This window comes from Streptomyces sp. M-16, assembly GCF_052114405.1.
Taxonomy (GTDB): Bacteria; Actinomycetota; Actinomycetes; order Streptomycetales; family Streptomycetaceae; genus Streptomyces.
In genome coordinates, this window is sequence record NZ_JBFRER010000059.1 from 1 (window position 1) to 14,640 (window position 14,640).

At 73.2% G+C, this 14,640-nt stretch carries 13 protein-coding genes and 1 tRNA gene; 4 read left to right on the plus strand and 10 right to left on the minus strand.

Features of this window, described 5'->3' with window-relative positions; all coding sequences use genetic code 11:
* Positions 1-226: 226 nt before the first annotated feature.
* Positions 227-1,276 (minus strand): LLM class F420-dependent oxidoreductase, encoded by a 1,050-nt coding sequence (locus AB4039_RS24925; RefSeq protein WP_266838205.1) that lies wholly within the window; start codon positions 1,274-1,276, stop codon positions 227-229.
* 108 nt (positions 1,277-1,384) lie between these two features.
* Here AB4039_RS24925 and AB4039_RS24930 point away from each other — a divergent pair, with 108 nt between their 5' ends.
* Together AB4039_RS24930 and AB4039_RS24935 are read left to right on the plus strand one after the other, a co-directional pair.
* Positions 1,385-2,368, plus strand: a complete 984-nt coding sequence (locus AB4039_RS24930) for an aldo/keto reductase (RefSeq protein WP_442271862.1) — start codon at positions 1,385-1,387, stop codon at positions 2,366-2,368.
* 461 nt (positions 2,369-2,829) lie between these two features.
* Positions 2,830-5,010 carry a helix-hairpin-helix domain-containing protein gene (locus AB4039_RS24935; protein ID WP_442271877.1) on the plus strand — a complete coding sequence of 727 codons (2,181 nt, stop codon included), beginning with the start codon at positions 2,830-2,832 and terminating at the stop codon, positions 5,008-5,010.
* An 81-nt stretch (positions 5,011-5,091) separates the two neighbouring features.
* Here the strand turns inward: AB4039_RS24935 and AB4039_RS24940 are convergent, their stop codons facing one another.
* Positions 5,092-5,751 carry a hypothetical protein gene (locus tag AB4039_RS24940; protein ID WP_266838207.1) on the minus strand — a complete coding sequence of 220 codons (660 nt, stop codon included), beginning with the start codon at positions 5,749-5,751 and terminating at the stop codon, positions 5,092-5,094.
* 47 nt (positions 5,752-5,798) lie between these two features.
* Here AB4039_RS24940 and AB4039_RS24945 point away from each other — a divergent pair, with 47 nt between their 5' ends.
* A complete protein-coding gene (locus tag AB4039_RS24945; RefSeq protein ID WP_266838208.1) occupies positions 5,799-5,987 on the plus strand; it encodes a DUF5703 family protein in 189 nt (62 codons plus the stop codon).
* A gap of 39 nt (positions 5,988-6,026) precedes the next feature.
* On the opposite strand, the gene AB4039_RS24950 is transcribed toward AB4039_RS24945, so the two are convergent.
* The 3 genes from AB4039_RS24950 to AB4039_RS24960 all read right to left on the minus strand — a co-directional run bounded on the left by AB4039_RS24950 (position 6,027) and on the right by AB4039_RS24960 (position 8,729).
* Positions 6,027-6,884, minus strand: a complete 858-nt coding sequence (locus AB4039_RS24950; RefSeq protein ID WP_442271863.1) for a chaplin family protein — start codon at positions 6,882-6,884, stop codon at positions 6,027-6,029.
* 148 nt (positions 6,885-7,032) lie between these two features.
* Entirely contained in the window at positions 7,033-7,266 is a 234-nt protein-coding gene (gene chpH, locus AB4039_RS24955) for a chaplin ChpH (protein ID WP_030238980.1), read from the minus strand.
* Positions 7,267-7,403: 137 nt separating this feature from the next.
* Complete coding sequence (locus AB4039_RS24960; RefSeq protein ID WP_442271864.1) at positions 7,404-8,729, minus strand: M20/M25/M40 family metallo-hydrolase; 1,326 nt, start codon at positions 8,727-8,729, stop codon at positions 7,404-7,406.
* 168 nt (positions 8,730-8,897) lie between these two features.
* Here AB4039_RS24960 and AB4039_RS24965 point away from each other — a divergent pair.
* Positions 8,898-8,982, plus strand: a tRNA-Leu gene (locus tag AB4039_RS24965).
* A 50-nt stretch (positions 8,983-9,032) separates the two neighbouring features.
* On the opposite strand, the gene AB4039_RS24970 is transcribed toward AB4039_RS24965, so the two are convergent.
* The 5 genes from AB4039_RS24970 to asnB form a co-directional block, all read right to left on the minus strand.
* Positions 9,033-9,995, minus strand: coding sequence for a TauD/TfdA family dioxygenase (locus AB4039_RS24970; protein ID WP_266838210.1), 963 nt, complete (start codon positions 9,993-9,995; stop codon positions 9,033-9,035).
* 82 nt (positions 9,996-10,077) lie between these two features.
* Positions 10,078-11,025 (minus strand): AEC family transporter, encoded by a 948-nt coding sequence (locus tag AB4039_RS24975; protein WP_266838211.1) that lies wholly within the window; start codon positions 11,023-11,025, stop codon positions 10,078-10,080.
* Complete coding sequence (locus AB4039_RS24980) at positions 11,013-11,927, minus strand: aminotransferase class IV (protein ID WP_266838212.1); 915 nt, start codon at positions 11,925-11,927, stop codon at positions 11,013-11,015. The genes AB4039_RS24975 and AB4039_RS24980 overlap by 13 nt, the downstream gene beginning before the upstream one ends.
* A gap of 10 nt (positions 11,928-11,937) precedes the next feature.
* Positions 11,938-12,759: a hypothetical protein gene (locus AB4039_RS24985; RefSeq protein WP_266838213.1), complete on the minus strand. Its 822-nt coding sequence runs from the start codon at positions 12,757-12,759 to the stop codon at positions 11,938-11,940.
* 62 nt (positions 12,760-12,821) lie between these two features.
* Positions 12,822-14,621: an asparagine synthase (glutamine-hydrolyzing) gene (gene asnB / locus AB4039_RS24990; RefSeq protein WP_266838214.1), complete on the minus strand. Its 1,800-nt coding sequence runs from the start codon at positions 14,619-14,621 to the stop codon at positions 12,822-12,824.
* Between the last annotated feature and the right edge of the window lie 19 nt (positions 14,622-14,640).

Sequence of the window (14,640 nt, forward strand, 5' to 3'; positions counted from 1 at the left end):
TCGTGTTGTGGGGCGGGGGTGGGGGGGGGGGGGGTCTTCCCCGCCACGCCCGACACCGCAAACATGGCGGGGGGGGGCCCGGGGGTTACGCCGGGGGGCCCCGCCGCGCGTTGTTGGCTGTGTCGGCCGTGGCGGGGAAGACCCCCCGAGCCCCCACCACGGCCGCAGACCTCGATCCGGACGCCGCCCCCGCACCGCGCCCCGTGCCCCGGGCGGCGTCCGCGCGTCAGGCCAGGCCGGCCAGCTCCAGGGCCTCGGTGCCGGCGCGCAGGGCGGCGAGGCGCTCGTCCAGGGTGAAGCCGGCGGGGGCGAGCGTCAGGGTGGTGACCCCGGCGTCGGCGTAGGCGCGCATCCCGTCCGCGATCCGCTCGACGGAGCCCAGCAGGGTGGTCGAGTCGATCAGCGAGTGCGGCACGGCGGCCGCCGCGCCGTCCTTGTCGCCGCCCAGGTACTTGGCCTGGATCTCGGCGGCCTCCTTCTCGTACCCCATGCGCTGGGCGAGCTGGTTGTAGAAGTTCTGCTTGGGGCTGCCCATGCCGCCGACGTACAGGGCGGTGTAGGGGCGGAACACGTCCGCGAGGGCGTTCACGTCCTCGCCGAGGGCCAGCGGCACGGTCGGGCAGACGTCGAAGCCGTCCATCGTCAGTCCGGCCTTCTCGCGCCCGGCGCGGATGTGCCGCAGGGCCGTCTCCTCCAGGTGCTCGGCGGCCGGGAAGATCAGCAGGGCGCCGTCGGCGATCTCGCCGGTCTGCTCCAGGTTCTTGGGCCCGATGGCGGCGATGTAGAGCGGGATGTGCTCGCGCTCGGGGTGCACGGTCAGCTTGAGCGGCTTGCCGGGGCCGCCGGGCAGCGGGAGGGTCCAGTGCGCGCCGTCGTAGGAGAGGCGCTCACGGCTCATCGCCTTGCGGACGATCTCCACGTACTCGCGGGTCCGGGCGAGGGGCTTGTCGAACTTCACCCCGTACCAGCCCTCGGAGACCTGCGGGCCGGAGACGCCGAGGCCGAGCCGGAAGCGGCCCTTGGTCAGGGAGTCCAGGGTGGCGGCCGTCATCGCCGTCATCGCGGGCTGGCGGGCCGGGATCTGGAAGATGGCCGAGCCGACGTCGATGCGCTCCGTCTGGGCGGCCACCCAGGCGAGCACGGTGGCCGCGTCGGAACCGTAGGCCTCGGCCGCCCAGCAGACGTCGTAGCCGAGGCGGTCCGCCTCCTGCGCGACGGCGAGGTTGTCGGCGTCCATGCCCGCGCCCCAGTAGCCGAGGTTGATGCCGAGCCGCATGTGTCGTCCCCTTACGATGTGCCGCTTTACCGATCAGTAACGTGGGTCTGCGGGGGACTGTAGCGCGCCCGGCCGCCGCGCGGCAGTGCCCCAGTAGTCTCAGCGCTCATGGAGCAGAGGCATCTCGGCCGCACCGGACTGCGCGTCTCCCGGATCGGCCTCGGCACCCTGACCTGGGGCCGTGACACCGGCGAGGAAGCCGCCGCCGAGCAGTTGAGGACGTTCTGGGAGGCGGGCGGCACGCTCGTCGACACGGCCGACGTGTACGGCGGCGGGGAGGCGGAGTACCTCCTCGGGCGGCTGGTGGGCTCCCTCGTGCCGCGCCGGGACCTGGTCATCGCGACCAAGGCGGGCAGCGTGCCCGACCCGGACCGGCGGTTCGACGGCTCGCGCGGACACCTGCTGGCCGCCCTGGACGAGTCCCTGGCCCGCCTCGGCACCGGTTACGTCGACCTGTGGCAGGTGCACGCCTTCGACCCGGCGACCCCGCTGGAGGAGACCCTCCAGGCACTGGACCTGGCCGTCGGCAGCGGCCGGGCCCGCTACGCCGGGATCTCCAACTTCAGCGGCTGGCAACTGGCGAAGGCGGCGACCTGGCAGCTGGCCGCACCCGGGACCCGGACCCGCCTCGCGTCGACGCAGATGGAGTACTCGCTCCTGCAGCGGGGCGTGGAGCGGGAGGTGCTCCCGGCCGCGCTGGACCTCGGCGTCGGCCTGCTGCCCTCCTCCCCGCTGGGCCGGGGGGTGCTGACGGGCAAGTACCGGGACGGGACCCCGGCCGGCTCCCGGGGCGCCTCGCAGTCGCTGGCCGCCTTCGTGGACCCGTACCTGGACGAGGCCGCCGGGCGGATCGTGGACGCGGTGGTGACGGCCGCGCAGGGCCTGGCCGTCACCCCGCTCCAGGTGGCGCTGGCCTGGGTCCGGGACCGGGCGGGGGTGGCCGCCCCGATCGTCGGCGCGCGGACGTCCGCGCAGCTCGGGGCGGCGCTGTCGGTGGAGGCCCTTACTCTTCCGGAGGAGATCTGCCGGGCTCTGGACGACGTGTCGGCGCCCGTGCACCGCTATCCCGATCAGGACTGGAGCACGCTGTGAGTACGGACCCCGAGGCCACCGGCCCCGCCGACCCCGCCGCCGCGGAGGAAACGAGCGGGGCCGCCGCAGTGGCCCCGGAGCCCGACGCGCCCGACGCGACGGAGGAACAGGGCACGACCCCGGCCGACGCCGACGGCGAGGAGGCCCACGCCCCGGCCGACGAGGCCGGCGAGGGGGTCCACGCCCCGGCCCACGTGCCCGGCGGCGAGGTCCACGCCCCGGCCGGCGCCGATGACGAGGAAGCCCACGCCCCGGCCGACGAGGCCGGCGAGGAAGCCCACGCCCCGGCCGACGAGGCCGGCGAGGGGGTCCACGCCCCGGCCGATGCCGACAGCAAGGGGGACGAAGTCCCGGTCGGCGAGGCCGGGGCCGGGGGCGGAGCCCCGGTCGGCGAGGCCGACCCCTACGGGCCCGAGGACGGGGGTCCGGGGGCGGAGCCCCCGGTTTCGGGAAGGGGCGGGGTGGGGGAAAGCCCCGCAGGGCCCACCCCGGCCGCCCAGAACGCCGAGCCGGACCGGAGCCCCTCCGGTGGGGCCGAGGCGGGGGCCGAGGACGGGGAGGAGCCGGGCGCGGCCGACGGGGCCGCTGAGACCGCGGAGGAGCCCGGCGCGGCCGACACGGCCGCGCAAACCGGGGAGGCGGGCGAGGCCGCGCAGACCGGGGAAGCGGCAGCGCCCGGGCTCACCGAGGCACAGGCCGAGCTGGCCGCGCAGAAGGTCGAGCGGGAGCGCATCGCACGCCGCAAGGCGGAACGCGAGGCCCCCGTGGACGCCGGCGCCAAGCTCAGCGGCAAGGCCGCCGACCTGCTGGCCGCCGTCCGGGCCGTGGAGAGCGGCGCCAAGCCCTCCGCCGTGTTCTTCGACGAGGCCCCCGCAACCCCCCGCAGGGCGGCCCCCGCTCCCCCGCAGCCCCGCCCCGCCACGGCCCCCGCCGCCGCGCCCGCCCCCACCGCCGGGGACATCGGTGCGGTGCGCGCCGTACTGACCCGCGGCGGGGCCCCCGAGGGCCTCGCCGGAGCCGCCGCCGAGGCCCTCGGGGAGGGAGCCGCGGACCTGCTCGCCGAGGACCCCTGGCGGCTGCTCGCGGTCCCCGGGGTGCGCCCGGCGCAGGCCGACGGCTTCGCGCAGGCCCTGCTGGGCCCCGGGGCCGGTCCCGCCGACGAGCGCCGGAGCGCGGCCCTGCTGGGCTGGCTCCTGGACCAGGCCGCCCTCAAGGGGCACACCGCGCTGGAGGCCCCGGTCCTGGAGAAGGCCCTGGCCCAGTACGGGGTGCCGGCCCCCGCCGAGGCCCTGGAGACGGCCATCGGGGAGGGCGCGGTGCTGGTGTTCCACGAACCGCTGGGCGAGCCCGGCCCGCAGGCGGCGGACGCCGGGGGCGACGGGGGCGACGAGGAGGACGAGCCGCGGCCGGTACGGATCCTCGTGGGCCTGGAGGAACACGCCCTGGCCGAGGAGAGCCTGGCCGACGGCCTGGCCCGGCTGACCGGCACCTTCGGCGGCCCGGCCGACTGGTCCGAGGTGGCCTCCGGCCCCGGCGCCGAACTGGTCCGGGCCGTCGCCGCACACGGCCTGGTCACCCACACCGGCGGCGAGGCCGCCCGCGCCGAGCCGCTGGCCCTGCTGGCGGCCGCCCGGAAGCTGGGCCTTCGGGCCGCCCTGGCCGCGCACGCCCCCACCGGGGACGCCGTGGGCGTGGCGGGGCTGCTCTCGGGGGCCCAGGGCCCCGGACGGGACGCCGACGGCCGCTTCGACCTCGACCTGCTCATCGTGCTGGACGCCCCGCAGCTGGACGTGGAGACGGCCGCCGCCCTGGTGGAGTCGCTGCCCGACGGGGCCCGTCTGGTGCTCTCCGGTGACCCCGGGGTGCTCGGGTCGGCCGGGCCGGGGCGGGTGTTCGCCGACGTGCTGGCCGCCCGCGCCTGCCCCCAGGTGGTGTCCCGGACGCCGGGCCCGGGCCCGCTCGGCGAGCTGGTGTCGGGGATCGGTGTCGGGGAGCTGAACCAGGTCGAGGCTCCCGGCAAGGAGATCGTCATCGTCCCGGTGCGCGATGCCGGCGAGGCCGTGCACCGCACCGTGCAGCTGGTCTCCGAATCGGTGCCGCGCGCCTTCGGGATCCCCGCGGACGCCGTGCAGGTCATCACCCCGGGCCACGGCGGCGCGGCGGGCACCCGGGCGCTCAACGCGGCCCTCAAGGAGCGGCTGAACCCCGGCCCGGGGCGGTTCGGCGGCTTCGATCCCGGTGACCGGGTCGTCCACGTCCCCGCGCCGGGACGGGCCGTGCCGGGCCGGGTGGTGTCGGCCGACGCGCAGGGGCTGCACCTGGACGTGGCGGGCGTACGGGTCGTCGTACCGAAGGAGCGGGTGGAGGCGCGGGTACGGCACGGCTGGGCGGTGACGGCGCACCAGGCCGTCGGGGCGCGCTGGCCCGCGGTGGTCGTCGTCCTGCCCGGGGACGCGGCACCGGCCCTGTCCCGGGACTGGGTGTACACGGCGTTCGGGCGGGCCGAGCGTCACCTGTCGGTGGTGCACGGGGTGGACCAGGCGCTGCCGCGCGCGGTGGCCGAGGTGCTGCCGAAGCCCCGTACGACCCGTCTGACGGGTCTGCTGCGGGCGCTGACGGCGGACGGGCAGCCGCAGGCGTAGCGGAGGGGGCCGCGCCCCCGGCCCGCCGGGGACGGCGGGACGGGGGCGCGGCGCGCCGTGCGCTTGCGACGGCCGGCGGGCTCAGGCCGGGGCCAGGCCCGGGGCCGCTGCCTCCTCGTCCTCGTCGAAGTCCTCGTCCTCGACGTCCTCGTCGAAGACCGAACTGACGTCGAAGCGGTGCACGACGTCCTGGGGATCGGTCTGCCCGAAGGGCGAGTTGAGCCAGTCCCCCGGTTCGGCGACCTCCTCCAGCGCCGCGATCCAGAGGGTGGAGTCGCCTTCCTCCAGGCCGAACTCCTTGTAGCGGGAGGCGATCTCGTCGGGCTCGTACTCACCGAAGAGCACGCCGAGCGCCCCCGCGGTGCCCGCGTCGTCGACGAGTTCGGCGTCCCGGTCGTGCGCGGCGACACGCTCGGCCTGGGCGATCAGCCGGGCCGGTTCGACGACGGCGTAGTCGCGGCGGATGAGCACGCTGAAGGCGGCGGGCTCGGCGGGGCCGGTGTACGCGACACCGTCCTCGGGCGTGGGGATCTCGAAGGGGGTGACCTCGTCGTAGCGGTCGTAGAGGAGTTCGTCGTACTCCTCGGCGGCGGCGGCGAGTTCGTTGAAGGCGGCGTAGACGGCCGGGTCCTCGTCCCCGATCCTGCTCTCGACCGCGGCGAGGTGACGGTCGAGAGCGGCCTTGACCGCCTCGGCGGCGGCGCGTACCTCGGCAACAGTGGGCAGAGCGGCATCAGACATAGTGCAGACGCTATCCGTAGCGGGCCGGTGCCCGCACAATAGATGCGATGCCGGAATACGAATTTGTCGACGTGTACGTGCCTCGCGGTACCTCCCGCCAGGAGACGACCCGCCTGTTGACCGATCATGCGGAATACGGCCACTGGGAGCTGGACCGGATGGCCCTGTACCGGAACGGCAGCCGCCGCGTGCGGTTGCGCCGCCGGATCATCCGTCAGGTCCGCGCGACCTGGTGACGCGGGCCCCCGTGAGGGCGGGCCCGCGTCGCAGTGCCGTCAGGCGGCGTTGCGGGCGCGCCGGTAGAGCACGGCTCCGGCCAGCAGCAGGCCGCCCGCGAGCGGGACCCCGGCCGTCAGGACGTCACCGGAGCCGGTGGCGGCGAGTCCGGGCGTCCCGGAACCCGTGCCGGGTCCGGTGGGCGTACCGGGCGTGCCGGGGGTCTGGCCGCCCGGAGTACCGGGGTTGCCCGGCGTCTGCCCGCCCGGGGTGCCCGGGTTGCCCGGGGTCTGACCTCCCGGGGTGCCCGGCGTACCGGGGGTGTGGCCGCCCGGAGTCCCGGGGTTCCCGGGCGTCTGCCCGCCCGGGGTGCCCGGCGTGCCCGGGTTGCCCGGCGTGCCGGGGTTGCCCGGCGTCTGACCTCCCGGAGTACCGGGATTGCCGGGGACGTGCCCGCCCGGAGTACCGGGGTTGCCCGGGGTGCCCGGGGTGTGCCCGCCGGGGGTCCCCGGATTGCCCGGCGTGTGCCCGCCCGGAGTACCGGGGTTGCCCGGCGTGTGCCCGCCCGGGGTGCCCGGGTTGCCGGGGTGGCCCGGCTCGTCGTCGCAGGGCTCGTCGTGCCCGCCGCCCGGGTGACCGGGGTGGCCCTGGTGCGGCGGCGTGCCGGACGTGTTGGCGCAGGTGTTGCCGAAGGCCGGGTTGAGCAGGCCGATCACGGAGATCGTGTTGCCGCAGGCGTTCACCGGTGCGTCCACCGGCGCCTGCACGTTGTTCCCGGACAGCAGGCCCGGTGAGTTCGCGGCGTGTCCGGACGCCCCGGAGTCGGCTTGCGCGTAACCGCCGCCCATCGCGAGGACGCCCCCCGCCGCCGCCATCGTGATCAGCGTCTTCCTCGTGACCTGAACCGGTCGTCGCATCTGTACTCGTCCCCTGGTGTGTACGTGTCGGTCGGCGCCCAGGCCGTACAGGCTCCCCCGCCTGCCGCGCCGAAGGTGTGGTCCGGGCCCGAAAGCCCGGCGGCCCCGGAGCGCTGGAATGCGCTCCGGGGCCAGTACTTCAGACGCGTCAGGCGTTGACGCAGGTGTTGCCGAAGGCCGGGTTGAGCAGGCCGATCACGGAGATCGTGTTGCCGCAGACGTTCACGGGAACGTGGACCGGAACCTGGACGACGTTGCCGGACAGGACACCGGGGGAGCCGATGGCCGCACCCTGCGCACCCGCGTCGGCGGCGGCGAGGCCGGCACCCGCGAGAACCAGACCACCGGTGGCAGCCGCAGCGGCGACAACCTTCTTGAGCATTGTTCCTCCTAGTAGGCAAGTGCGGTCCCAGCCGCGGACCGCACCACCTGTAACGAGGAGGGATCACCAGGGCTACGAGCGTATGAGTGCATTCACTCTTCTCAGTGGAATGCGCACACCCGCGCGATTTCGGGCCGTCAGGCGTTGTCGATGAACCGGTCGAGCACCCGCACGCCGAACTTGAGCCCGTCGACCGGCACGCGCTCGTCCACGCCGTGGAACATCCCGGCGAAGTCGAGCTCGGGCGGCAGCTGCAGCGGCGCGAAGCCGAAGCAGCGGATGCCGAGGTCGTCGAAGGACTTCGCGTCCGTACCGCCCGAGAGCATGTACGGGACGGCGCGCGCGATCGGGTCCTCGGCCTTCAGGGCGCCCTGCATGGCGTCCACGAGCCGCCCGTCGAAGTCCGTCTCCAGGGCCTTGTCCCCGTGCACGTCCTCCCGCCTGACGCGCGGGCCGAGGATCCGGTCGAGGTCGGCGAAGAACTCGTCCTCGTAGCCCGGCAGGAAGCGGCCGTCGACGTGCGCCGTGGCCTGGCCGGGGATGACGTTCACCTTGTAGCCGGCGCCGAGCATGGTCGGGGCGGCGGAGTTGCGCAGGGTGGCGCCCACCATCTTGGCGATGCCGCCGAGCTTGGCGAGGGTGGCGTCCATGTCGTCGGGGTCGAGCGGGGTCCCGAGGGCGTCCGAGAGTTCGTCGAGGAAGTGCCGGACGGTCTTCGTGACGCGCACCGGCCACTGGTGGCGGCCGAGGCGCCCGACGGCCTCGCACAGCTCGGTGATCGCGTTGTCGCTGTTGGTCATGGAGCCGTGGCCCGCGGTGCCGTCGACCGTGAGCCGCATCCAGTGCATGCCCTTCTGGGCGGTCTCCACGAGGTAGAGCCGCAGGTTCTCGTTCACGGTGAAGGAGAAGCCGCCGACCTCGCCGATGGCCTCGGTGACGCCCTCGAAGAGCCCGGGGTGCTTGTCCACGAGGTGCCGGGCCCCGTACGTGCCGCCCGCCTCCTCGTCCGCCAGGAAGGCGAGCACGATGTCCCTGGGGGGCTTGCGGCCGCTGCGCATGCGGTCGCGGACGACGGCCAGCGTCATCGCGTCCATGTCCTTCATGTCGACCGCGCCGCGGCCCCACACGCAGCCGTCGGCGATCTCGCCCGCGAAGGGGTCGTAGGTCCAGTCGGCGGCGTTGGCCGGGACCACGTCGGTGTGCCCGTGGATCAGCAGCGCGGGCCGGGAGGGGTCCTCGCCCTCGATGCGGGCGACGGTCGAGGCGCGCCCCTTGTGCGACTCGAAGATCTGCGGCTCCAGCCCGACCTCGGCCAGTTTCTCGGCGACCCACTCGGCCGCCTTGCGCTCGCCCGGTCCCGAGTGGTCTCCGTAGTTGCTGGTGTCGATCCGGATGAGGTCCCGGCAGAGGTCGACGACCTCGTCCTCGCCGGAGACGTTCTTGCCCGTGCCCGATTCGCTCACGCTGCTTCCTCCCACTGATCAGTACCGGCTACGTCCCCATCCTCCCGCTCCGGGCCGCTCCGCCCAAGGGCGTTCCCCGGTCACCGGGGGGTGTGATCGGGGGCCCCGAATGTTTGGTAATGTTTTCCACGTCGGAACGGCCCGCGAGGGACGCGAGACAGACACCTTGTCCGGGTGGCGGAATGGCAGACGCGCTAGCTTGAGGTGCTAGTGCCCTTTATCGGGCGTGGGGGTTCAAGTCCCCCCTCGGACACAAGAGAGAAGGACCCCGCTCCGGCGGGGTCCTTCTTCGTTCTCCGGGTGTTACCAGGCTGCCAGCCGGTCGCCCTCGACGAGCTCCGAGACGAAGCCGTCGGGGCCGGTGGCGGGCGCGCCGAGGATCGTGACGCGGTGCATGACGCGGTCGACGTCGAGGTGGCCGAAGTCGGTCGGGGCGAAGTGGCAGGTGCTCCGGTTGTCCCAGAAGGCGATGCTGCCCGGCTCCCAGCGGAAGCGTACGGTGTACTCGGCGCTGGTCATGTGCTGGAAGAGCAGGTCGAGCAGGTGACGGCTCTCGATCTCGCTGAAGCCGACGATCCGGGTGGTGGAGCCGGGGCTGACGAACAGCGCCTTCTCCCCCGTCTCGGGGTGTACGCGGACGACGGGGTGGACGGCGACCTGAGGGTCCTCACAGTAGATCTTGAGGATCTGCCGGTCGCGCTCGTCGGAGTGGCGCAGGTGGACGCCGGTGAAGAAGGCGTGTTCGGCCTGGAGCGTGTCCAGCAGGCCCCGCAGTTGCGGGGAGAGGCCCTCGTAGGCGGCCACGGTGTTGGTCCACTGGGTGTCGCCGCCGAAGGCGGGGGTGGTCTCGGCACGCAGGATGGACAGGTCGGGCGGGTTCACGGCCTGGGTGAGGTCGCTGTGCCAGCCGGCGATGGGCGAGACCCACTTGCGGCGGTAGTGCTCCTCGAAGTTCTTGCCGTAGCGCTCCACGTCGGCCTTGGCGTCGACGGTGAGGACCTCGGGGAAGCCCTCGGGCGAGACGCCGTGCTTGGTGCCGGGGCGGCGGGTGAGGTCGCCGAAGCGGCGGCCGAAGGCCACGTGCCGCGCGTGGTCGAGCTCCTGGCCGCGGAAGAAGAGGACGCGGTGGGTGAGCACGGCCTGCCGGATCTCGGCGACGGTGGTGTCGTCGAGGTCCTCGCGCAGGTCCACTCCGGACACCTCGGCGCCTATGCGCCCGGCGACCTGGCGGACGGAGATCCTGCTGGTTCGCTCTGTCTGGATCACGGTTCGGATCCGCCTCTCGGAAGAAGGGTGGGGAGGGTGGGGGCGGTGCGTGGGGGGGGGTGCGGGACCGCCCGCTCCGGCGTCAGCCGAAGTGGACGGTCCACTGCACCCACAGGGGCAGCAGGAGCAGCGAGGCCAGGGAGCTCTTGACCACGAGCTCGGCCGACATGGCGACGTCGACGTCGTAGCGCTGCGCGAAGATGAAGAGGTTCTGCGGGGCCGGCATCGCGGCGATCAGGACGAGGTAGCTGAGCCACTCGCCCTCGACGCCGAAGAGGTACCGGCACACGGCCCAGGCGATGAAGGGGAAGGCCACGCACTTGAAGGCGATGAGCCACACCTCCTCCAGGGTGGTGCCCCGGATCGTGAGGCCGGCGCCGCCCAGGTGCAGGCCGAGGGCGAACAGCGCCACCGGGGAGGCGCTGTCGCCGACGAACGCGAAGCTGTCCAGGACCGCCTTCGGCAGGTGCACCGACAGCAGGTTGAGCAGGATGCCCGCGTTGCAGGCGAGGACGACGGGCGTCACGAGCGAGGCTCCGACGGCCCGGGCGAGCCGTATGCCCGGGCCCCCGGTGGCCGGGCGGCCCAATTCCATGATCGAGATGACCACGAGGGACAGCACGCAGACCTGGAACAGCAGCACGGGGAAGATCGGCGCCGCGTTCCCGAAGAGCATGATGAACACCGGTACGGCGAAGTAGGCGGTGTTCACCTGCACGCCGGCCATGATCCGCAGCGCTACGCCCCGGGGGTCCAGGACCCCCGTCAGCCGGGCCGCGAGGCCGATGACGACGACCGCGCAGCCGGCCGCGGCCGCGTAGCCGCCGATCGCCCTCCAGTCGAAGAGGGCGGCCAGGTCGCTCGCGTAGATGTTGCCGAACAGGTAGCAGGGGACCGCGAAGAGGAAGGCGTAGTCGGCGAAGACCTTGGAGCTGTCCGCCGGCACCACCTTGCGCCGCGCGAGGAGAACGCCGCAGCCGAAGGCCAGGACCACCGGCAGCAGCTTCTCCAGGGCCGTCAGCGCCCCCATGCGTGCGGCACTTCCACCGGGCTGCGGCCTGCGATCAGGTCGTGGTATCCGGTGATCAGCCGCCCGATCACCTCGTTGCCGCGCAGGTCGTAGTGGTGGTCGTCGATGCGGGAGACGGGAAGGATCTCGCAGGCGGTGCCGCAGATGAACGCGCCGTCCGCCTCGGCGACGAACTCCGGGCCCAGGTCGCCGATCTCGTACGGGATGCCCTCGTGCCCGGCGATCGCCAGGACGCAGGCCCGGGTGATCCCGTCGATGGTGCACCGGGTGGTGGGGGTGTGGAGGGTGCCGCCCCTGGTGAAGAAGATGTGGGCGCCGGTGGCCTCCACGATGTGGCCCCGGTCGTCGAGGAGCATCGCGTCGTCGAAGCCCGCCCGCAGGGCGTGGTTCTTGCTGACCGTGCCGATCATGTAGTTGCCGGCGGCCTTGCTCTTGACCGGGGCGTACTGCGGGGAGGGGCGCCGGTAGTCGGCGGTGACCAGGGAGATGCCCGTCCGGAGGGCGTCGGCCGCCGCGTAGTAGCCGGCCGGGATCTCCCAGGCGGCCACCGAGGTGTGTACAGAGGTCTTCAGCGCGGCGGTCTGGATGACCTCGGAGCCGCGCCAGGCGTTCATGCGGATGTATCCCTCGGTGATGCCGGCCGCGGCGACGACGTCGAGGGTCGCCCGGTGGAGCGTCTCGTCGTCGTGTTCGAGGTCGAAGTCGAGGATGCGGGCCGAGGTGCGCAGCCGTGCGATGTGCTCGCGCAGCATGAAGGGGGCGCCGGCGTAGACGCGTACGCCCTCGAAGACGCTGCTGGCGTAGTGCAGGCCGTGGGTGAGCACGTGAAGCGTGGCGTCGGCCCACTCCACGAGGGCGCCGTCGAGCCAGATCTGACCGGTTCGCTGGTCGAAGGGAAGCAAGGGGGACACCTCAGAGTGCAAGGTCGAAGAGCGGGTTCTGGAGGTCGCCGACGAGGGCGACGAAGCGCCGCTGGTGCGGGGTGAGGCTGCGCACGGACACGCCGTGCAGGGCGAGCGGGTTGATCGGGTACATGACCAGGGTGTTGCTGCGGTAGGGGACGGTGGTGACCTCCTCGACGTACTTCGGGTCTATGTCGAAGCGGTTGTCGCCGTACTCGGAGGCGCTGGTGGTGAACTTGTGGGCGCCTTCCCGGTACTTGTACAGCACGAGGTCGCCGCCGTCGGCGTCGTCCTGCGTCTGGCGCATGTAGAAGAGCCCGCCGAAGAGCTTGTGGGGCTTGTCCACGTGGGGGCCGCGGTAGGCGGAGGGGCGGCCGGTGACGGCCGAGTTGATGACGGCGGTGCAGTCCATCAGGATGTCGTGGGTCCCGAAGCCGTCCCGGTTGCGGCGGCCGACGCGGAGGTCGCGCAGCGGGCCGCACTGCTTCTCGGCGTCGGGGAGGTTCGCGAGCAGGTCATCCCGGAAGAGGTCGAGGAACTCGGCGTAGAACCCGGGCGACGCGTGGTAGGTGACGAAGTCCTTCCACACCCGGGCCATCTCCTCGTCCTGGAGGATGTGCTCGGACATGTAGTTGTAGCGCTCGTTCGAGGTGATCTCCTTGCCGATCCGGGTGCCGATGTATTCGGCGGTCGGCATGGACGCGGACAGCGCATCGTACAGGTCCTGGGGAAGCGCGTCACGGATCACGATGTGCGGGAACGGGTCGCGCCGGATGTCGTCCTTGGTGACTCCGGCCAGCAGGGAGCGGATGGGCGGGACGGACTGCGTCATGTCTCTTCTCCTCGGGTGGGGTTCGGATGGGGTGGGGGTTCGGGCGGGGGGTCGGGCGGGGATCAGGGGGTGAGGTTCCTGACGGACAGCCAGGTCTCCAGCATCAGCAGCGACCACAGGACCTCGGCGGTGTGGGCGCCGGGGCTCTCGGACTGCATGCGGAACAGGTCGCGGACGACGTCCTGGCGGAAGTGGTCCCGGCACCGGGCGCCGGGGCCCAGGAGGGTGTCGCCGATCAGCTCGTGGAGCGCCTCGCCGGGCTTGATCATCGCGGCGACGGGGAGGGTGAAGGGCTGTTTGGGCCGTTCGATGACGCTGCGCGGGATCCAGCGGCGCGCGGCCTCGGAGACCGGTGCCTTGACGGTGTCGCCGACGACCTTCAGTTCCGTGGGCAGGGCGTGCGCGAAGCGCGTCACCGCGGGCTGGAGGAAGGGGATCCGGGCCTCGACCGAGTGCGCCATGCTCAGGTGGTCCACGCGGCGCAGGATGTAGTACGGGAACCGTTCCGCCTGGTCGTAGCGGAGCAGCGTCTCCAGTTTGTCGTGGGTCCGCGAGCGGACGCGGCGCTCCAGTTCGTCGCCGGCGCGGTCGGCGAAGAAGCCGCCGTCGGCCTCGACGTGGGCGCGGTACTCGGGTGTGTAGAGCCGCCGGAGGGTGCTGGTGCCGACGGCGGCCATGGTGTCCTGGTAGCCGCGGTGCCAGTCGGCGCCGTCGTCGCGGGCGGCCTTGACGAAGCGGGCGTAGCCGCCGAAGAGTTCGTCGGCGCCGTCGCCGGTGAGGGCGACCTTGAACCCGGCCTCGTGGACCGCTTCGAAGAGGGCGAAGGTGCTCAGGCTGTGCGGGGCGTTGTTCGGCTGGTCCAGGTGGCGGACGAAGCGGTCGACCAGGGCGGGGAAGTCCGCCGGGTCGAGCAGGACCTGGTGGTGGCGGGTGCCGCAGTGGCGGGCCACCTCCTCGGCGAAGTGGCGTTCGTCGGCGGGCCAGGTGCCCTGGTAGGCGACGTTGAAGGAGGCCAGGTCGGGGACGAGGCCGGCGGCGATGGCGGTGGTGTAGCTGGAGTCGAGGCCGCCGCTGGTGATGACGCAGACGGGTACGTCCGCGTCGAGCATCCGGGTGAGTTCGTGGCGCAGGATGCCGTCGAGGAGGTCCGCGGCCGCGCCGAGGGTGGGCCCTCCGTCCGGCCAGTCGACCTCGGCGGGCGGGAGCGGGGTGCGGGTGAGGGTGATCCGGCCGTCGGCGAAGCGCAGTGCCGTGCCGGGTTCCAGGGTGCGGACGCCGGTGTGGATGGTGCGGGGGCCCCAGACGGCCTTGCCGCCGAGGTAGCGGTCGATGGCGAGGGGGTCGACGGCGTCGGGGAAGTCCGGGAAGCGGGACAGGCCCTGGAGTTCGGAGGCGAAGCAGAGCCGGCGGCCGTCGGCGGAGAGGTGGTAGTAGAGGGACTTCATGCCGGCGTGGTCGTTGAAGAGCTTCAGGCAGGGTTCGCCGCGCAGGTCGACGAGGGCGATCGCGAACATGCCCTCCAGCCGGGAGACGAAGGCGTCGCCGTACCGCTCGTACAGCGGCAGCAGGACGTCGCCGTCGCAGTCGCCCTCGAAGGTGTGGCCGTGGGCGGCGAGTTCGGCCCGCAGTTCGCGGTGGTTGTAGATCTCGCCGTTGAACACGCAGGTCATGTCGCCGAGGACGAAGGGCTGGCGGCCGTGGCCGATGCCCTGGACGGCGAGCCGGTTGTTGCCGAGCGCCCAGGTCCCCGCGGTGTGGAGGGTCTGTTCGTCGGGACCGCCCGGGTGCATCGCGCGGGCGACGGCGTGCAGTGCGTCGCGGTCGACGGGATCGCCGCCGAAGTGGCCGTAGATGCGGCACATGCTGTGTGACCTCTGTCTG